Raw genomic sequence first — 20,840 nt, 5'->3', positions numbered from 1 at the left:
CAGCTCACCAGGTGATTCGGAGTTCGGCAGGGCCACGGACGATCACACCGAACTTCCACTTCACGCCTTCCGGCCCGTCCGCGAGCCGGAGGGCGGGGAAACGTTCGAGGAGGGTCTCCAAGGCCACCTGGAGCTCCAGCCGGGCCAGCTGGGCGCCGATGCAGTGGTGCGGACCGTGCCCGAACGCCAGGTGGGGGTTCTTGGCGCGGGCGAGGTCCACGCGTTCGGGATCGTCGAAGACCGCGGGATCACGGTTGGCGGCGGCGAGCGCCGGCAGCACGGGCTCGCCCGCGCGGATGGTCACGTCGCCGAGCCGCACGTCCTCCATGGAGTAGCGGGCGAACATCGCCGCGGTGTTGATCGGGATGAACCGGAGCAGCTCCTCGACGGCCGTGCGCATCAGGCCCGGTTCGGCACGCAGCCGCGCCAGCTCGTCCGGGTGGGTCAGGAGGTGGAAGGCGAAGCTCGGGATGCCGGAGGCCACGGTCTCGGCACCACCGGTGAGCAGGCCGGGCCCCGCAATGGAGATCAGCTCCGCCTCGCTGAGGCGGTCCCCGTCGTCGCGGGCGCGAACGAGGCTGCCGAGCAGGTCGTCGGTGGGATTCCGGCGGCGTTCGGCGATCAGCTCGCCCAGGTAGGCGTCGAGCTCCGGGCCGATCTCGGCGAGCACCTCGCCGCTGGTGGTCTCGTCGTTGGTGAGCGCCTCGGTCCAGCGGCGGAACCGCACGTGGTCGGAGTAGGGTACGCCGAGCAGGTCGCAGATGACCGACACGGGCAGCGGACGCGCGAACTGCTCGACCAGGTCGGCCGGGCCTCCCCCCTCGACCATGGTGTCGATGAGTTCGCCGGCACGGGCCTTGACCTCGGCGCGCATCCGCTCGACGCGGCGGGCGGTGAACGCCTTGCCCACCAGGCGGCGCAGCCGGGTGTGGTCAGGCGGGTCCATGCCCATGATGCCGTCGTCGGTGTTCTCCGAGCGCAGTCTCGGCTGGTCGAGGCCCTGGGCGAGCTCCCGGCTGAAGCGGGGATCGCTGAGCACCAGCTTCACGTCGTCGTAGCGGGTGGCCAGCCAGGCGGGCTCCCCGTAGGGCAGTTGGACACGGCTCAGCGGCTCCTGCTCACGCAGCCGCGCGTACAACGGCGAGACGTCGAGCTCATGCATGTCGAACGGGTACTTGCGGATCCGTCGTCCGGCGGCGCTCATCGCCCGGCCCCCTGATCATCCGAACGGCGGACACCGACGAAGAGGCCGCGGCCCGCGAGGCCGCCCTCGATGTAGGTCGGGGTGAGGCCCGCCTGCTCGAAGGCCGCCTCGTACTCGGCCCGGGTGAAGAGGGTGATCAGGGTCGACTCGGCGATGTGGCGGATGCCGGACTCGATGTCGGCGACCAGGTAGTGCACGTCCATGCGGGTCGCGTCTCCCTCGACAGAGGAGTGCGAGATCCGCGCCACCGTCCGCCCGGCGGCCTCGACGACGTCGGCGGCGATGTAACCGGGGATGAACGTCTCCGGGAACCACCACGGGTCGACCACCACCACACCGCCGGGCGCGGTGTGCCGGGCGAAGGTGCGCAGCGCCGCCGCCAGCTCCCCGGTGGAACGCATGTGCCCGACGGAGGCGAACAGGCAGGTGACCGCGTCGAACGTGCGGCCGAGGTCGAAGTCGCGCATGTCGCCCAGGTGAAACCTGGCGCCGGGAGCCCGCTTCCTGGCCGTGACCAGCATGTCCTCCGACACGTCCAGCCCCTCGACCTCGGTGAACTGCTCGGCGAAGCAGGCCAGGTGTCCCGCGGTGCCGCAGGCGACGTCCAGCAGGGACGCGGCGCCTGGCTTGTTGTCGAGGATGAGTTCGATGACGGTCTTGGACTCGGCCGCGTAGTCCTTGCCGCGTCCCTCGTGGACCAGGTCGTAGATCTCGGCGTCTTCGGCCTCGTACATCTCTGTTCTCCTTTCAGGCGCGGGCGGTGAGCCAGCCCTCGATGGCCTCGGCGGTGGTGGAGACGCGGTCCTCGACGATCGTGAAGTGGTCGCCCGGAACGGTCAGCACCGTCTCGGCGGTGGCCCAGCCGTTGCGCCAGCCGTCACCTCCGGCCGCCGCCTCCGGGTTGATGGGGTCCTCGGGGCGGACGAAGAGGACGGGGGCCTCCAGCGCGCCGATCGGGATCTCCGGCATGAGATCGATGTAGCGCGCCATCGCCGACAGCTTGGCGGTGTCGAACGGGCCGTAGGACGCCTCCCGTTCCAGGAGACCGGTGGCCAGTTCCTCCATGGAGTCCAGGAACTCGCCCTCATCGTCGTGATCGGCGGTGTGGGCGACCGTGTAGGTGTCGATGAGCACGACGCCGGCGGGTCCGCGCCCCGACTGTTCGAGGCGTTCGGCGACGGCGTGGGCGAGGAGGCCGCCGGAGGAGTACCCGAGCAGCACGAACGGATCGTCCCCGGCGGCGTCCAGCACGCTGCCGGCCAGCACGGTGACCAAGGCCTCGACCGATTCGGGAAGGCGCTCGCCTGTCACGAACCCGGGTACGGGCAGTCCCGCGACCTCGTGCGTTCCCCGGAGGTGCCCGGCCAGCTTCACGTGCTGGTAGGGGCTGCCCATCGCCATCGGCGTGCTGAGGCACAGCAGCCTGGGCCGCCCCGCCGCCTCGGCGAGGGTGACCGCCTGGGCGGAGGCAGAGCCGGTGGAGGCGCCGAAGCTCGGGCGGACGGCCGCGACCGCACGCAACATGTCGAGACCCTCGGACAGCTTTCCGGCATGGACGGCCTCCCGGAACAGGTCCCGGAGCGTCTCGGCGGCCGGGTCCGGCGCCGCCTGCGGATCCGCAGTCGTGACGGCACCGAGCTTGGAACGCAGGTGGGCGGCCAGCTCGGCCGGTGTCCGGTGGTCGAAGACGACCGTCGCGGGCAGCCGCAGGCCGGTGGCGGCGTTGAGCCGGTTGCGCAGCTCGACGGCGACCAGCGAGTCGAACCCGGACTCCAGGAAGTGCCGATGCGGATCGATGGCCTCCCCGCCGGCGTGGCCCAGCAGGGCGGCGGAGTAATCCCGGACGAGATCGCACAGGCCCCTCTCGTCCAGCCCAGCCACATCGACGCCCGTGCCCTCGGCGCCCTCGGCGGCGGTGGCGCTGGACCGCCCGGTGGTGACCAGGTCGCGCAACAGGTGCGGGACCTCCCCTTCGGAGGCGGCGCCCCGGTCGAGCTTGATCGGGATCAGCAGCGGCTCGGGCCGGGCGAGTGCCGCGTCGAAGAGGGCCAGGCCCTCCTGTGCGGTCAGCGCCCGCATGCCGTCGCGGGCGATGCGCGCGCGGTCGGCGTCAGCGAGCCCGCCGGTCAGCTCGCTGGTCTCCGACCACAGACCCCAGGCCAGCGCCTGCGCGGGCAGGCCAAGCGCGCGGCGGTGCGCGGCCAAGCCCGTGAGGAACGCGTTGGCGGCGGCATAGTTGCCCTGGCCCGGCGTCCCGAACAGCCCGGCGGCCGAGGAGAACAGCACGAACGCCGACAGATCCAGGTGCGCGGTGGCTTCATGCAGGACCAGCGCGGCGTCGGCCTTGGGCCGCAGCACCGCCTCCATCCTGTCCCTGGTCAGGGAGGTGAGGACACCGTCGTCCAGGACCGCGGCGGCGTGCACGACGGCCGTGAGCGGACGGTCGGCCGGGATCTGCTCGATCAGCTCGTCGACGGCGGCCCGGTCGGCGACGTCACAGGCCGCGAGGGTGACCTCCGCGCCCCGTTCGCGCAGTTCGGCGGCCAGGTCGGTGCCGCCGCCGCTGCGGCTGGCCAGCACCAGATGGCGGACGCCGTGCTCGGTGACCAGGTGCCGGGCGAGGAGCCCGCCCAGCGTCCCGCTCGCGCCGGTGATCAGCGTCGTGCCGCCGGAGTTGAACGTGCCCGACGCAGGCCCGTCCACAGGTGCCGGGCGGGCCAGGCGGGCGCCGTGCACGACGCCGTTCCTGATGACCGCCTGAGGCTCACCCGTGGCGACCAGGCCCGGGAGCAACTCAGCGGGATCGTTGTCGGCGTCGACAAGGAGGAACCGGTCCGGATCCTCGGACTGGGCCGAACGGACCAGGCCCCAGACCGCGGCCCCGGTGAGGTCGAGGACGTCCTCTCCGTCGAGCGCCACGGCGCCCCGCGTGACCACGGTGAACCTGCCGGGCCGCTCCTCCGCGATCCAGTCCTGGAGGGCGGTGAGGACCTCGTGCGAGGCCATGCCCGAGACTTCCAGGACCGTCACATCCGTTACCGCGTCCGCTGGGGGGGCGAGTGTGATCGGCGTCCACGTCCAGGTGTAGAGGTGGCGGTGGCCGGTGCTCGCCGCGCCGGTGGCCCCCGCCGGGCGCAGGACGAGAGAGCCGACCCGCGCGACCGGGGCGCCGGACTGGTCGTCCAGTTCCACGGACACGGCGTCGGGCGCGGTGGGCGTCACCCGGACGCGCAGCCGGTCGGCACCGGTCGAGAAGAACTCCACGCCCGACCAGGCGAACGGCATCGCCGACTCGACCGTGACGCCGTCGCTCAGGCCGATGGCGTGCAGGGCGGCGTCCAGCGCGGCCGGGTGGAGGCCGAAGCGCCCGGCCTGCCAGCTCGCCTCCTCCGGCAGGGCGACCTCGGCGAAGATCTCGCCGCTGTCCGCCGCCCGCCAGGCGGCGGTGAGACCGCGGAAGGACGGGCCGTAGGCCAGCCCCGCGTCCGCAAACGCCTCGTACAGGCCCTCGGTCTCGATCGGCTCGGCGCCCTCCGGCGGCCAGGCGGTGCGGCTCGCGGGCACCGGCGCGGTCGCGGCGGAGACGATGCCGGCGGCGTGCCGTGTCCAATCGTCCCGTGTCCAGTCGTCCCGTGTCCCCTCGCCGCCGCCTTCGGGCCGCGAGTAGATCGTCACGGCGGCGGTGCCGGTGCCGTCCGGGTCCTCGACGGTGACCTGCAGCTGGACGCCGCCGCGCTCGGGCAGGACCAGCGGTGCCTCCAAGGTCAGCTCGTCGATCCGGCCGCAGCCGACCTGGTCTCCGGCCTGCCTGGTGATCTCCACCAGCGCCGCGCCGGGCACGATCGCGGCGCCGCCGACGGCGTGGTCGGCCAGCCAGGGCTGCGAGCCGGTCGACAGCCGCCCGGTGAGGACCGCGCCGCCAGATCCCGCGAGGCGGACGACCCCGCCGGCCAGCGGGTGCGCGGTCGGGTCGACCCCGGCGGCGGACAGCTCGCCGTCCGCCCACATCGCGTCCATCTCGGGCCAGAACCGCTGCCGGTGGAACGCGTAGGGCGGCAGCGTCACCCGCCTTGCGCCGCGCCCGGCGAACAACCGCTTCCAGTCCAGGTCCAGGCCGGTGGCATGGAGCGTCCCGGCCGCGGTCAGCGCCGCGACGGCCTCGGGCCGTCCCTTGCGGAGAACGGGGATGAGCGTCGCGTCGCCGGACGCACCGGTGAGGCACTGCCGTGCCATTCCCGACAGGGCACCGCCGGGTCCGATCTCGACGAACCGGTCGACGCCCGCCGCCTCCAGGGTCCGGACGGCGTCCATGAAGCGGACCGCCTGCCGCACCTGGTCGACCCAGTACTCGGGATCGCACAGGTCGTCGGGCGCGATCACCTCGCCGGTGACGGTCGACACGATCGGGATCTCGGGGGGTTCGTACGACAGCTCGTCGGCGGTGTCGAACAGCTCGTCCAGCATCTCCTCGACCAACGGCGAGTGCACGGGCCGTTTGATCGGCAGCCGCCGGGTGGCGCGGTCCCGGCCGTCCCAGTGGGCCACGATGTCGAGGACCTCGTCCTCGTCTCCCGAGACCACGACGGCCTCGGGGCCGTTGACCGCCGCGATGTCGGTGCCGTCGGTGAGCGTCGGGCGGACCTCGTCCTCGGTGGCCTGGATCTCGACGACCGCGCAGGCCGCCGGGAGTTCCTGCATCAGCTGGCCGCGGGTCGCGGTCAGCTTCACGGCGTCCTTCAGCGACAGGACGCCCGCGACGTGCGCCGCGGCCAGCTCACCGACGGAGTGGCCAGCCAGGTAGTCGGGACGCACACCCCACGACTCCATGAGCCGGAACATCGCGACCTCCAAGGCGAACAGCGCCGCCTGGGTGAACGTCGTCTGATCCAGCAGCCGTGCCTGGACCGAGCCCTCCTCCGCGAACATCACCTCGCGCAGAGGCCGGTCCAGGAAGCGGTCAAAGCGTGCGCAGACGTCGTCGAAGGCTTCGGCGAACACCGGGAACGCCTCGTACAGCTCCTGGCCCATGCCCGGGCGCTGGGTGCCCTGGCCGGCGAAGAGGAAGGCTGTCCTGCCACCGGGACGCGCCTCCGCGCGGACGAGTCCCGGCGCCGGGTCGTCTTGCGCGAGAGCGGAGAGAGTGCTGATCAGCTCGTCGCGGCCGGCGCCGACGACGACCGCGCGGTGCTTGTCAGGGGAACGCCCCGTGGCGAGCGAGTAGGCGACGTCGAGCAGGCTCTCCTCGGGGCGCTCGGCCAGGTGGGCGAGGAGCCGTCCGGCCTGCGCCGGTACGGCGTCGCGGCTGCGCGCGGAGAGAAGGAGCGGGAGCGCGGCGCCGTCGTCCTCAGAAGGCGGAACGGGCGCCTCGGGGCGAGGCTCGGGTTCCGGGGCCTGCTCAAGGATGGTGTGGACGTTCGTTCCGCTGAGGCCGAACGAGGAGACTCCCGCGCGGCGGGGCCTGCCGGTGTCGGGCCAGGGGATGGTCTCGGTGAGGAGCGCGACGTTGCCGGTTGACCAGTCGACGTGCGGGGTGGGTTCGTCGGCGTGGAGGGTCTTGGGGAGTTCGCCGGTCCGCAGCGCCATCACGGTCTTGATGACACCGGCGACACCGGCCGCGGCCTGGGTGTGCCCGAGGTTGGACTTGACCGAGCCGAGGAACAGCGGCCGGTCACGGTCCTTGCCGTACGTCGCCAGCAGCGCCTGGGCCTCGATCGGGTCCCCCAGGGTGGTCCCGGTGCCGTGCGCCTCGACCGCGTCGACGTCGTCGGGAGTCAGCCCGGCGACGGCCAGCGCCCGCCGGATCACGCGCTCCTGGGACGGGCCGTTCGGCGCGGTGAGCCCGTTGGACGCGCCGTCCTGGTTGACCGCGCTTCCCCGCACCACCGCCAGCACCTGATGACCGTTGCGGCGGGCGTCGGAAAGACGCTCGACCACCAGCACGCCGACGCCCTCGGCCCAGCCGACTCCGTCCGCGCCCGCGCCGAACGCCTTACAACGGCCGTCGGTGGCGAGACCGCTCGCCTGCTCGAAGCCGACGAAGACGTTGGGGGACGCGATGGCGGTGACGCCTCCGGCCAGGGCGAGCGAGCACTCGCCGCGCCGCAGTGCCTGGATCGCCCAGTGCAGTGCCACCAGCGAGGACGAGCAGGCCGTGTCGACCGACACCGCCGGGCCTTCGAGGCCGAGCGCGTAGGCGACGCGGCCGGACACGATGCTGATGCCCATGCTGACGCTGCGGAAGCCCGCGGCGTGGTCGAACGTCCCGAACATCCCCGGGTCGTAGTCGGCCTGCATGACGCCGGCGAAGACGCCGGTCGGCGTCCCACGCAGGGAGACCGGGTCGATCCCGGCGCGTTCGATGGCCTCCCAGGACGCCTCCAGGAGCATGCGCTGCTGCGGGTCCATCATCACGGCCTCGTTCGGGCTTATCCCGAAGAAGCCGGCGTCGAAGTCGGTAGCCCCGGCGACGAACCCGCCCTGCGGCTGCGCGGTCGTCCCGGGGCCGTCGCCGAACCAGCTGTCGAGGTCCCAGCCCCGGTCGGCGGGAAAGGCCGAGATGCCGTCGGCGCCTGTGGCGACCAGCCGCCACAGGTCCTCGGGCGAGGCGACCCCGCCGGGGAAGCGGCACGACATCCCGACGATCGCGATCGGCTCGTCGTCGGCGGCCTCGGTCACGACGAGGCCGGTGTCGCCGGGCTCCTCCTCCGCACCGGCGAGGACCTCCTGAAGGTAGGCGGTCAGCGCGGACGCCGTCGGATGGTCGAAGACGATGGTCGCGGGCAGCTGCGCGCCGGTGGCGCCGCTCAGCCGGTTGCGCAGGTCGACGGCGGTCAGCGAGTCGAATCCGAGGTCCTGGAACGCCCGGTCGACGTCCACCGCCTGCGGCGAGCTGTGCCCGAGGACGGCGGCGACGTGGCCGCGGACCATCTCCTGGAGGGCGTCGAACCGTTCTTCGGGGGACAGGCCGGCGAGCACGGCGAGTCCGTCCTCACGGTCGGCCGCGGTCCGGCGCGTGGCGGGAACAAGGCCGCGGAGCAGGTCCGGGAGCTCGCCGGGCGCGGAACGGAGCTCGGCCATGTCCAGCCTGACCGGGACCAGGACCGCCTCGTCCACGGCCATCGCCTTGTCGAAGAGGGACAGGCCCTCGTCGCCGGTAAGGGCGAGGATGCCGCCCCCGCTCCTGCGCGACCCCGCGTCGGCGGCGTCCATGCCACCCGCGTCGGCCCACTGGCCCCAGGCGAGGGACTGCGCGGGAAGGCCGTTCGCGCGACGGTGCTGGGCCAGCGCGTCGAGGAACGCGTTGGCCGCGGCGTAGTTGGCCTGGCCCGGCGCGCCGAACAGACCCGCGGCCGAGGAGAAGAGCACGAACGCCTTGACCTCGTGGTCCCGGGTCAGCTCATGCAGGTTGCGTGCCGCGTCGACCTTGGGCCGCAGGACCGCGTCCAGACGTTCGGGCGTCAGCGCGGTGATCACGCCGTCGTCCAGGATTCCGGCGCAGTGCACGACCGCGGAGATCCGGCGGTTGGACAGGAGCCGGTCGGCGGCGTCGCGGTCGGCGAGGTCGCAGGCCTCGATCCCGGCCTCCGCGCCCAGGCCGGTCAGCTCGGCCCGCAGTTCTTCCGCACCCTCGGCCGCGGCGCCGCTGCGGCTGACCAGGAGGATCCTTCGCACACCGTGGCGTTCCACCAGATGGCGGGCGACCAGCCGGCCCAGCGCACCCGTGCCGCCGGTCACCAGGACGGTGCCGTCGCCGAAGTCCGGCGTTCCGCTGCCGGATGCCGGCGCGGTGGTGAGGCGCGGAACGCGGATGACGCCGTCACGGACCATCACCGAGCCCTCGCCGGACTCCAGGATGCCGGGCAAGAGCGTGATCGCGTCCTGTTCGGCGTCGGTGTCGACCAGCACGATCCGGCCCGGATGCTCGGTCTGCGCGGAACGGACCAGACCCCAGGCGGTGGCACCGGCCAGGTTCGGGACGTCCTCGCCGGGCATGGCGACCGCGCCTTCGGTCAGCACGACCAGCGTTCCGGAACCCTCGGCCGTCACCCAGGACCGCACGGCCTCCAGGACCGCCCGGATGCCGGTGTCGTGCCGGACCCGCAGCAGTTCCGGCTCGGGACCGGCTCCGGCGGCGGGCATCGCCCGCTGCACCCAGTCGATGCGGTACAGCGGGTCGCGGGTGGTGGCCCGCTGTTCCGGAAGCGCACGAAGGACCAGCGACCGCACCGACGCGACCGGGCGCCCGGCGCTGTCGGCGAGATCCAGCGACACCCCGTCGTCGTTCCGCTTCACCCGGACGCGCAGATCGGCGGCACCCGTGGCATAGAGCTCGAAGCCGGACCAGGCGAACGGCACCGTGACCTCGCCGTCGCCCCCGCCGGTCAGGGCGATGGCATGCAGGGCGGCGTCCAGGACCGCGGGGTGCAGGCCGTACTCCTCGGCCTGCTCACGAACGTGGCCGGGCAGCCCGACCTCGGCGAAGATCTCCCCGCCGGTCGTCCGCCAGGCGGCGCGCAGACCCTGGAACGCCTCGCCGTAGATCAGTCCGGTGGTGGCCAGGTCGTCATAGAGTCCTTCGACCGCGACCGGCTCGGCGCCCGCCGGGGGCCAGGCGGTGAGATCCTCCGGTTCCCGCCTTCCGCCGGGCGTCAGGATGCCGGTCGCGTGCCGCGTCCACGGCGCCTCGGTGCCGGTGCCGTCGGGCCGGGAGTACACCGACACCGGACGCGTTCCCGACTCGTCCGGGCCGCCGAGCACGACCTGCAGCCGCACCGACCCGCACTCGGGCAGCACCAGCGGAGCGCCGATCGTGAGCTCCTCGATCCGCCCGCACCCGACCTCGTCACCGGCGCGGACGGCCAGCTCGACGAAGGCCGCGCCGGGCAGCAGCACCGCGTCGCCGACGCGATGCCCGGCCAGCCACGGATGGGTCTCGGCCGAGAGCCTGCTGCTGAACAGCAGCCCTGCGCCGTCGGCCATCTCGACCGCCGCGCCGAGCAGCGGGTGGTCGACGCGGGTCAGGCCCATCGCGGCCGGGTCGGACTCGGCCGACGACGGCTCCAGCCAGAACCGTTTCCGCTGGAACGCGTAGGTCGGGAGATCGGTGAGCCGCGCGCCGCGGTCGGCGAAGAACAAGGCCCAGTCCGGGGAGACGCCGGCGACATGGAGCCGGGCGAGCGCCGCGGTCAGGCCTTCCTCCTCCGGCCGGTCGCGGCGCAGGGCCGGGACGGCGACGGCGTCGTCGATCAGCCCCGTGAGAGTCCCGTCCGGCCCGATCTCCAGGAAGCGGTTGACCCCCTCGGCCTTGAGGTTGGTGATCGCGTCGTGGAACCGGACCGCCTGCCGGATCTGCCGCACCCAGTACTCGGGCGTGCCCCAGTCGGCGGCCGTGACACGCTCACCGGTCACGGTGGACACGGCGGGCAGCATCGGCGCCTGGTACGTCACGGACTCCGCGACCTGGCGGAACTCGGCCAGCATCGGCTCCATCAGCGCAGAGTGGAACGCGTGCGACACATCGAGGCGCTTGGTCCTGGCGCACTGCTCCGCGACCTTCAGCACCTCAGCCTCGGCACCGGAGATCACCACCGATGACGGGCCGTTCACCGCCGCGATGTCCACCCCGGCGGTCAGCAGCGGCCGCACCGTCTCCTCCGATGCGGCGATCGCGACCATCGCGCCGCCGGCCGGGAGCCCCTGCATCAGGCGGCCACGGGCCTCCACCAAGCGAGCCGCATCCGGCAGCGACCAGACTCCGGCCACATGCGCCGCCGCAAGCTCACCGATCGAGTGACCGGCCAGCCGATCGGGACGCACACCCCACGACTCGACCAGGCGATACAGCGCGACCTCGATGGCGAAGAGGGCGGCCTGCGTGTACGCCGTCTGATTGAGCCGCTCCTCGCCGACGACCTCATGCAGGGAGAACGGGAACTCGGCATCCACAGCGTCGAAGACGTCAGCGAACGCCGGGAACGCCTCGTACAGCTCCCGGCCCATCCCCAACCGCTGCGAACCCTGGCCTGAGAAGACGAAGGCGGTCTCGGGCTCACCGCGGACCAGTCCCTGGAAGAGGCCGGGTGCCTCGGTGCCGTCGGCGAGTGCCTGGACGCCGTCCAGCAGCGTGTCGCGGTCGGTGCCGACGATCACTGCGCGGTGCTCGAACGAGGCGCGGGTCGTGGCGAGGGAGAGGCCGATGTCGGCCGGGGCCGCGTCGGCCCCGGTCGCGTGGGTGAGCAGGCGGCGCGCCTGAGCCCGGAGGGCCGCGCGGCTGCGCGCGGACAGGACCCACGGGATCCCGGCGCCGGGCCGGGGCAGGACCGGCGGCGCGTCGTCCTTGGCCTCGGGCGCCTCTTCGAGGATCACATGGGCGTTGGTGCCGCTCAGCCCGAATGACGAGACGCCCGCGCGGCGCAGATGGCCGTTGCGTCCCCACGGGACGGGCTCGGTGAGAAGCCGGACCTGCCCTTCGGCCCAGTCCACGTGCCGGCTGGGCTCGTCCACGTGGAGCGTCTTGGGCAGCAGCCCGTTCCGGAGCGCCTCCACCATCTTGATGACCCCGGCGACGCCCGCCGCGGCCTGCGTGTGCCCGAGATTGGACTTGACCGCGCCCAGCCACAGCGGCCGGTCGCCGGGACGCTCCCGGCCGTAGGTCGCCAAGAGCGCCTGTGCCTCGATCGGGTCGCCGAGCACGGTGGCGGTGCCGTGCGCCTCGACCGCGTCGACCTGGTCTGCGGTCAGGCCGGCGTCGGCGAGCGCCTGCTTGATGACGCGTTGCTGCGCGGGCCCGTTGGGGGCCGTCATGCCGTTGGAGGCGCCGTCCTGGTTGACGGCGCTGCCCCGGATGACGGCCAGGATCGGATGGCCGAGGCGTCGGGCGTCCGACAGGCGTTCCACCAGCACCATCCCGGCGCCCTCGGACCAGCCGGTGCCGTCCGCCGACTCCGCGAACGCGCGGCAGCGCCCGTCGCCGGACAGCGTCCCGTCCATGCTGAACTCGATGAACGTCCGGGGGGTCGCCATGACGGTCACGCCGCCGGCCAGGGCGAGGGAGCACTCGCCGCGGCGCAGCGCCTGCACGGCCATGTGCAGCGTGACCAGCGACGACGAGCACGCCGTGTCGACCGTGACGGCCGGTCCCTCCAGGCCGAAGGTGTAGGCCAGGCGGCCGGACACCACACCGGACGAGCCGTAGCTGCCCGGGTAGTTGTGGTACATCACCCCGGCGAAGACGCCCGTCTGGCTGCCCTTCAGGCGGTGCGGGTCGATCCCGGCCCGTTCCATCGCCTCCCACGACGTCTCCAGCAGCAGCCGCTGCTGCGGATCCATGAGCAGCGCCTCGCGCGGGCTGATGCCGAAGAAGTCGGCGTCGAACTCGGGGGCCTCGTGCAGGAAGCCGCCCTCGCGGACCGCGCTCGTGCCGGGCCTGCCGTCCCCAGCGAACAACCGGTCCAGGTCCCAGCCGCGGTCGGCCGGGAACTCGCCGACCCCGTCGCCGCCGTCGGCCAGCAGCCGCCACAGTTCCCCGGGCGTGGTCACCCCGCCCGGGAACCGGCACGCCATGCCGACGATCGCGATCGGCTCACGCTGCGCTTCGGTGAGCCTGGTGTTCTGCTCGCGGAGGCGCTCGGTCTCCTTCATCGAGGCGCGGAGGGCGGCGACCACTCTCTCGTCGGGCTTGTTCATCGCACGCTCACTTCTCCCGTTTCAACGTCGTCAAGGTCGCTGCCCCGCAGGGCCATGCTGATCAAGGTGTCGGTGTCCAGGGCGTCGATCGAGCTCTCCGTCAGGCCCGGGGGCCGGTCCTCGACCGGAGGGGCACCGGGCGGCGTGTCCGGCTCGTCGGGGAACATCTCTGCGGCGAGGTATCCGGACAGGGCCCTCGGGGTCGGGTAGTCGAAGACCAGGGTGGCGGGCAGCCGCCTGCCGACCGCGAAGGTCAGCTTGTTGCGGAGCCCGACCGCGGCCAGCGAGTCGAAGCCGACCTCGTGGAACGGCCGGTCGGATCCGACCGCGTCGAGGTCGGGGTGGCCGAGGATCGCCGCCGCCTCCCCGCGGACCAGCTTGAGCAGGGCGGAGTCCCGTTCCGCCTTCGGCAGGCCGGCGAGCCGGTCGCGGAGCGACCCGGTCCCCTCCTCCGGCTCGCCGGCCGCCGCGACGGACCGTCGTGCCGGCGCGTTGTCGGCGAGGGTCTGCAGGAGGAACGGGAGGTCCGGGGTCGACAGGTCCAGCCGTACGGGCACCAGTGCCGGTTCGACGGCAACCCCCGACGCGTCCAGCAGCGCCAGCCCCTCCTCGGTGGAGAGGGCCGCCAGGCCGGTGCCTGCGAGGTCCTCTTCGCCGATCCCGTCCGCCATGCCGCTCGCCCAGGGCCCCCAGGCCAGCGACCGCGCCGCCAGCCCGGCGGCGTCACGGTGCCACGCCAGAGCGTCCAGGAACGTGTTGGCCGCGGCGTAGTTGCCCTGACCGGACGTGCCGAGAACACCGGCAGCGGAGGAGAAGAGCACGAACGCCCTGAGGTCGTGGCCGGGGATCAGTTCGTGGAGGTTGAGGACCGCGTCCACCTTGGGCCGCAGAACGGTGCCGACCCGGTCCGGGGTCAGGCTCATGATGGTGCCGTCGTCCAGGACGCCCGCCGTGTGGAACACGGCGGTGACCTTCCGGCCGGAGAGCAGTTCGGCCGTGGCGCTCCGGTCCGCGAGGTCACAGGCCTCGATCGAGACGTCCGCGCCCAGGCCGGTCAGCTCTGCCCGCAGCTCGGCCGCGCCTTCGGCGGCGGCGCCCCGGCGGCCGACCAGCAGCAGGTCGCGGGCCCCGTGGTGCTCGACCAGGTGCCGGGCGACGATCCGGCCGAGACCGCCGGTACCACCTGTGACCAGCACGGTGCCGTCACCGAGGTCGGTGCCTCCCCCGCCGGATGCGCCGGACGCGCCGGACGGGACACCGGTCAGCTTCGGCAGATGCGTCCTGCCACCTCTGACCACTGCCTGCGGCCGATCGATCGACACGATGTCCGCGACATCGGTTCCGGCGTCCGCGTCAATGAGGAGGAACTGGCCGGGGTGCTCGTTCTGCGCGGAGCGGACCAGGCCCCAGACGGCCGCTCCCGCCAGGTCGGCGATGTCCTCGCCGGGCAGCGCCACCGCGCCCCGGGTGAGGATCACCAGCCGTGAGAACGCGAAGCGGTCTTCCGAAAGCCACTGCTGGAGGGTCGTCAGCATCCGGCTCGTCGCGGTGTGGACGGCGGGGGCGTCCATGCCTCCCGTGACCGGCAGGACGACCACGTCGGGGGCCGTGGCGGCGCCGTCCACGAGGTCCTCGTACATGCTCCAGGAGGAGGGCGCGGACGCCGGGACGGCCCCGGGGGCCCACGCGAGCTTGTAGAGCGCGTCGTCCGGGCCGTGCGCCGCTCCGAGTCCTCCGGCCGGGAGGGGGCGGAGCACCAGGCCGCCGATCGAGGCGACCGGGTGTCCGGCGACGTCCGCGAGATGGAGCGAGGACTCCCGCACGTGAACGCGAAGATCGCCGGCGCCCGTCGCGTACAGCTCCACATCCGACCAGGAGAACGGGAGCGCCACCTCGTCGCTTTCCTTCGCCAGACCCGCGGCGTGGAGGGCGGCGTCCAGGAGCGCCGGATGCAGGCCGTACTCGCCGGCCTGGCTCCGGTCGGGCTCGGCGAGGCTCACCTCGGCGAAGACCTCGTCGCCGAGCCGCCATGCGGACCGCAGGCCGCGGAAGGCCGCGCCGTAGTCGACGCCGCGCTCGGCGAGTTCGTCGTACAGACCGTCGATCGCGATGGGCTCGGCGCCGGGCGGCGGCCACGACGTCAGGCCGAACGAGGCGTCGGCCGTGCCCGGGACCAGGACCCCGGAGGCGTGCCGTGTCCAGGCCGAGCCTTCGGCACGCGAGTAGACGTTCACCGTGCGGGCGCCGCCGCCGTCGGGCGCGCTCACCGCCACCTGCACCTGGCGTGCGCCCCGCTCGGGCAGCACCAGCGGGGCTTCGAGCGTGAGCTCCTCGATCCGGCCGCAGCCGACCTCGTCACCAGCCCGGATCAGCATCTCGACCAGGCCGGCTCCTGGAAACAGCACCGCGCCGCCGACCGCGTGATCGGCCAGCCAGCGGTGTGTCTCCACCGACAGCCGGCTGCTGAACAGGACCTCTTCTGATTCGGCGGACTCGATCGCGGCGCCCAGCAACGGGTGCTCGACCGATGCGAGCCCCATCGACGCCGCGTCCGCCTCTGCTCCGGGTACGGACATCCAGTACCTCTCCCTCTGGAACGGGTAGGTGGGCAGCGGCACCGTCCTGGCGCCCTCGAACAAGGCCCGCCACTGCGGGGACCTGCCGTTCACGTGCAGCTGAGCGACGGCGGTGACCAGGGCCTTGGGCTCGGGCTGGTCCCTGCGCAGCGCCGGGACGGCGTCCCCGACCAGCGCCGACAAGGCGGCGCCCGGGCCGATCTCCAGGAAACGGGTCACCCCTTGGCCGCTGACCTGCTCGACCGCGTCATGGAACCGGACGGCCTCGCGTACCTGCCGCACCCAGTACTCCGGTGAGGCCGCCTCGCCGGAGGCCATCGGTATCTGTGGCGGGTGATAGGTCACCGACTCGGCAACCCGCCGGAACTCCGCCAGCATCGGCTCCATCAACCCCGAGTGGAACGCGTGCGACACCTTCAGGCGCTTCGTCCTTGCGAACCGACTCGCAATGTCAATGACCTCCGCTTCCACGCCGGAGATCACCACTGACGACGGGCCGTTCACCGCCGCGATGTCCACCCCGGCCCTCAGCAGCGGCCGGACGACCTCTTCGGCTTCGGCGATCGCCACCATCGCGCCACCAGCCGGAAGCGCCTGCATCAAACGGCCACGCGCCTCCACCAAACGAGCCGCATCCGGCAGCGACCACACCCCGGACACATGCGCAGCCGCCAACTCCCCAATCGAATGACCCACCAGCCAATCCGGACGCACACCCCACGACTCCACCAACCGATACAACGCCACTTCGAAGGCGAACAAAGCAGCCTGTGTGTAAGCCGTCTGATGGACACGCTCATCAGCGATGACCTCGTGCAGCGAGAACGGGAACTCGGCGTCCACCGCATCGAAAGCCTCAGCGAACACCGAGAACGCCTCATACAGCTCCCGGCCCATCCCCACCCGCTGCGAACCCTGACCCGAGAACAGGAACGCCGTCTTGCCGGCTCCGTCGGCGACACCCTGAACGAGACCCGGTGCGTCCTCGCCGTCGACCAGGGCGAGGAGTCCCGTGAGGAGTTCGCCCCGGTCACGGCCGACGATGACCGCGCGGTGCTCGAACGACGCTCGCCCGGCGGCCAGGGAGTAGCCGAGGTCGGCGGGGTCGGTGCCGGGCGCGTCGTCGACATGCGCGAGGAGACGTTCGGCCTGGGCGCGAAGCGCGGCGCGGGTCCGGGCGGAGACCGGCCACGCGACGACCGGCGAGGGCACCGGCGCGGCGCGGTCGTCGTCCCGCTCGGCCTGCTCGATGATCACGTGGGCGTTGGTGCCGCTGACGCCGAACGAGGAGATCCCTGCCCGGCGCGGATGCCCGTTCAAGGGCCAGGGAGCCTGCTCGGTGAGGAGCTCCAGTTCGCCGCCGGACCAGTCCACGTGCGTCGTCGGGATGCGGGCGTGCAGTGTCCTGGGGAACTCGCCGTTCTCCATGGCCATGACCGTCTTGATGACGCCGGCGACTCCGGCCGCCGCCTGCGTGTGCCCGATGTTGGACTTGATCGAGCCGAGGCGGAGGGGCCGGTCGGCTGGACGGTCCTGCCCATAGGTGGCCAGGAGCGCCTCGGCCTCGATCGGGTCGCCGAGCGTCGTACCGGTGCCGTGGGCCTCGACCAGGTCGACCTCGGCGGCGGACAGGCCCGCGTCGTTGAGGGCGCGACGGATCACGCGCTGCTGCGCCGGGCCGTTCGGGGCGGTGAGCCCGTTGGACGCGCCGTCCTGGTTGACCGCGCTTCCCCGAAGGACGGCGAGGACGGGATGGCCGTTGCGGCGCGCGTCGGAGAGGCGTTCCAGGACGACCATGCCGACGCCTTCGGACCAGGCAGTGCCGTCGGCGGACTCGGCGAAGGCCTTGCAGCGGCCGTCGGGCGCCAGGCCGCGCTGGCGGCTGAACTCCACGAACGTCTCGGGCGTCGCCATGACGGTCACGCCGCCGGCCAGCGCGAGCGAGCACTCGCCGCCGAGCAGCGATCGCGCGGCCCAGTGCAGCGCGACCAGCGACGACGAGCATGCCGTGTCGACCGTGACGGCGGGTCCTTCGAGGCCGAAGGTGTAGGCGATGCGGCCGGTGGCGATCGCTCCCGTGCTGTTGCTGCCGACGTAGTCGTGGTACTGGACTCCGGCGAACACCCCGGTCGGGCTGCCCTTCAGAGACGTCGGGTCGATCCCGGCCCGCTCCAGCGCCTCCCAGGACACCTCCAGCAACAACCGCTGCTGTGGATCGACCAGCGCGGCCTCACGCGGCGCGATACCGAAGAAGCCGGGATCGAAGTCGCCCGCGTCGTAGAGGAAACCGCCCGCGCCGACGTAGGTCGTGCCCGGGGTCTCGCCCGTGCTGTCGATCAGGCGCTCGAGATCCCAGCCGCGATCGACGGGGAAGCCGCCGATGGCGTCCACGCCCTCGGCGACCAGCCGCCACAGGTCCTCTGGTGACCGCACGCCGCCGGGGAAGCGGCACGCCATCCCAACGATCGCGATCGGTTCGGCGGCCGGAGCGGGAGCCGGAGCCGGGCTCGCGGCCCGGCCACCCGGCTCGTCGAGGAGGTAGGCGGCGAGGTCGGTGGCGGTCGGGTAGTCGAAGACGAGCGTCGAGGGCAGTCGGCGCCCGACGGCGGCGCTGAGACCGTTGCGGAGTTCGAGTGCGGTGAGCGAGTCGAAGCCCAGCTCGTGGAACGGCCGGCCGGGATCGACGGCGGCGGCGGAGGCGTGCCCGAGGGTCGCCGCGACCTGGCCGCGCACCAGCTCCAGCATGCCCGCCCGGTCGGTGGGCACGGCGGCCGGTCCCGTCGCCGCCCGGCGCCCGGCGGCCGCCGGGCGAGTGCGCGCCCGGCCGTCCGCCCCGGCCATCCGGGCGGGGACGACCACCGGGTGTGCGGAGCCGAGCGCGGCGTCGAAGAGTTCCAGGCCTCGTTCGGCGGTCAGCGGCAGGAAGCCGCCGCGTGAGATGCGGGAACGGTCGGCGGCGCTCAGCCCGGCGGTCATCCCGTCCTCGCCGGTGACCCACGGGCCCCATGCCAGCGACAGCGCGGGCAGTCCCTCGGCGCGGCGCCGGGCGGCGAGGGCGTCCATGGCCGCGTTGGCGGCGGCGTAGTTGCCCTGTCCCGGTGCGCCGAGCGTTCCGGAGACCGAGGAGAACAGCACGAACGCCGACAGCTCGCGGTCGCGGGTGAGGTCGTGGAGGTTCAGCGCGCCGGTCACCTTCGGCGCCATGACCGCCTCGAACCGTTCGGGCGTCAGTTCGGTGAGCACGCCGTCGTCGAGCACACCCGCGGCGTGCACGACGCCGGTCAGGTCGGGGATCTCCGCCAGGACGCGGGCCAGGGCCTCACGATCCGCGACGTCGCACTCGGCGACGGTCACCTCGGCTCCGAGCGCGGCCAGCTCGCCGGCGAGGCCGGTGCTGCCACGCCGGGTCGCCAGGACCAGGCGGCGGACGCCGTGCGCGGTGACGAGGTGACGCGCGACGGCACCGCCGAGGGCACCGGACGCCCCGGTGACCAGCACGGTCCCATCCGGTCGGAACGACCCGGGCGACGGCTCCACCCGGGTCAGCCGGGGCGCGTGGGCGACGCCGCCACGGATCGCCAGCTGCGGCCCGGCCACGGGGATCCGGTCGACGGGATCAGGGGAGTCGATCAGGAGGATCCGGTCGGGGTGTTCGAGTTGCGCCGAGCGCACCAGGCCCCAGACCGCGGCACTCGCCGCATCCGGCGTCTCGTCGTGCACGGTCACCGCACCGCGGGTCACCACGGCCAGCGCCGGCCGGTCGCTCTCCAGGAAGGTCCGCAGGCCCTCCAGTACCTCCCGGACGACCTCCGGAACCTCGCCGCTCGGGCAGGTCAGCACCTCCCCGTCATGGACGTCCGAGGTCGGGAGGACCGGGCTCCACTCAAGGCGGAAGAGCCCTCCCCCGCTCCCACCGGCCGGTGCCGCGGCGACCGGACGGAAGACGATCGATTCGACCGAGGCGACGCGGGCGCCGGTCGCGTCGGCGATCTCAGCGGCGAACCCGTCGGGGCCCGCGGGCGAGAACCGGACGCGCAGGGTGTCCGCGCCGGAGGCGTGCAGCGTGACACCGGACCAGGAGAACGGGAGCCGGGCTCTGCCGGTGCCGAGCCGCAGCGCATGGGTCGCCGCGTCGAGGAGCGCGGGGTGCATGGCGAACCGGGCGGCGTCGTCTCCGGTCGAGGCGGGCAGCGTGACTTCGGCGAAGACGTCGTCGCCGCGCCGCCATGCGGCGTGCAGCCCTTGGAAGGCGGGGCCGTAGACCAGGCCGTATTCGGCCAGGCCGTCCATGAGGTCGTCCACCGGAATCCGCTCGGCGTTCGCGGGCGGCCAGGCGGCCAGGTCGAATCCGCCTGGCTCGGCGGAACGGGTGAGCAGTCCGGTCGCGTGCCGCGTCCACCCGTCCTCGTCCAGTGCGAAGATCCCCACCGTCCTGGCGTCCGAGTCATCCGGTTCGCCGACCACGACCTGGATGCGCACCGTGCTCCGTTCGTCGAGGCGGAGCGGCTCGATCAGGGTCAGCTCCTCGATGCGGTCCGCGCCGACCTGGTCGCCCGCCCGGATCGCCAGTTCCACGAACGCGGTGCCCGGCAGCACCACCTGGCCGTCCACTCCGTGGTCGGCGAGCCACGGCTGCGCCGCCACCGAGAGCCGCCCGGTCAGCACCACCGCGCCGGAGTCGGCCACGACGGTCAGCGCGCCCAGCAGCGGATGATCGGCACGGTCCAGCCCGAGAGCGGCGGCGTCGTCGCCGTCGGTACGCCCGTCCAGCCAGAACCGCTCGCGCCGGAACGCGTAGGTCGGCAGGTCGACGCGGCGGACGTCCCGCCCGGCGAAGAACGCCTCCCAGTCGGGCGACACCCCGCTCACATGCAGCCGCCCCACGGCGGCGATCAGAGCTTGCGTCTCAGACTGGCCCCTGCGCAGTGCTGGAATCCCGCCATCGATCAGCACTGACAAGGCGGCATCCGGACCGATCTCCAAAAAGCACGTGGCTCCTTGGTCGGTGACCTGTTCGACCGCGTCATGGAACCGGACGGTGTCCCGCACCTGACGGACCCAATACTCCGGCAACGTCACCTCACCCGACGCCATCGCAATCTGCGGCGGGTGATACGTCACCGACTCGGCAACCCGCCGGAACTCCGCCAGCATCGGCTCCATCAACGATGAGTGGAACGCATGCGACACCTTCAGCCGCTTCGTCCTTGCGAACCGATCCGCGATCTCCAGCACCTCAGACTCCACACCGGAGATCACCACTGACGACGGGCCGTTCACCGCCGCGATGTCCACCCCGGCCCTCAGCAACGGCCGCACCGTTTCCTCGTCCGCAGCGATCGCCACCATCGCGCCACCGCCCGGAAGCGCCTGCA

4 protein-coding genes are annotated in these 20,840 nt (G+C 72.9%); all 4 read right to left on the bottom strand.

Features of this window, described 5'->3' with window-relative positions; translation table 11 throughout:
- Positions 1–4: 4 nt before the first annotated feature.
- The 4 genes from F8566_RS44920 to F8566_RS50600 are packed head-to-tail and all read right to left on the bottom strand — an operon-like array spanning position 5 to position 20,814.
- Positions 5–1,204, bottom strand: a complete 1,200-nt coding sequence (locus F8566_RS44920) for a cytochrome P450 (protein ID WP_151569720.1) — start codon at positions 1,202–1,204, stop codon at positions 5–7.
- Entirely contained in the window at positions 1,201–1,938 is a 738-nt protein-coding gene (locus F8566_RS44915) for a class I SAM-dependent methyltransferase (RefSeq protein WP_151569718.1), read from the bottom strand. The genes F8566_RS44920 and F8566_RS44915 overlap by 4 nt, the downstream gene beginning before the upstream one ends.
- Before the next feature lie 13 nt (positions 1,939–1,951).
- On the bottom strand, positions 1,952–12,889 hold the full coding sequence (locus F8566_RS44910) for a type I polyketide synthase (protein WP_151569716.1): 10,938 nt from the start codon (positions 12,887–12,889) through the stop codon (positions 1,952–1,954).
- Entirely contained in the window at positions 12,886–20,814 is a 7,929-nt protein-coding gene (locus F8566_RS50600) for a type I polyketide synthase (RefSeq protein WP_264159540.1), read from the bottom strand. Before F8566_RS50600 ends, F8566_RS44910 begins: the two co-directional genes overlap by 4 nt.
- Positions 20,815–20,840: the final 26 nt, after the last annotated feature.

Source organism: Actinomadura rudentiformis, assembly GCF_008923185.1.
GTDB lineage: Bacteria > Actinomycetota > Actinomycetes > Streptosporangiales > Streptosporangiaceae > Spirillospora > Spirillospora rudentiformis.
This window is presented reverse-complemented; position numbering and strand designations above follow the sequence as displayed.

What these genes read in the sequence shown, in the direction of transcription:
- F8566_RS50600 (WP_264159540.1), bottom strand. Translation starts at nt 20,814, where the DNA reads ATGGTGGCGATCGCTGCGGACGAGGAAACGGTGCGGCCGTTGCTGAGG.
- F8566_RS44920 (WP_151569720.1), bottom strand. Translation starts at nt 1,204, where the DNA reads ATGAGCGCCGCCGGACGACGGATCCGCAAGTACCCGTTCGACATGCAT.
- F8566_RS44910 (WP_151569716.1), bottom strand. Translation starts at nt 12,889, where the DNA reads ATGAACAAGCCCGACGAGAGAGTGGTCGCCGCCCTCCGCGCCTCGATG.
- F8566_RS44915 (WP_151569718.1), bottom strand. Translation starts at nt 1,938, where the DNA reads ATGTACGAGGCCGAAGACGCCGAGATCTACGACCTGGTCCACGAGGGA.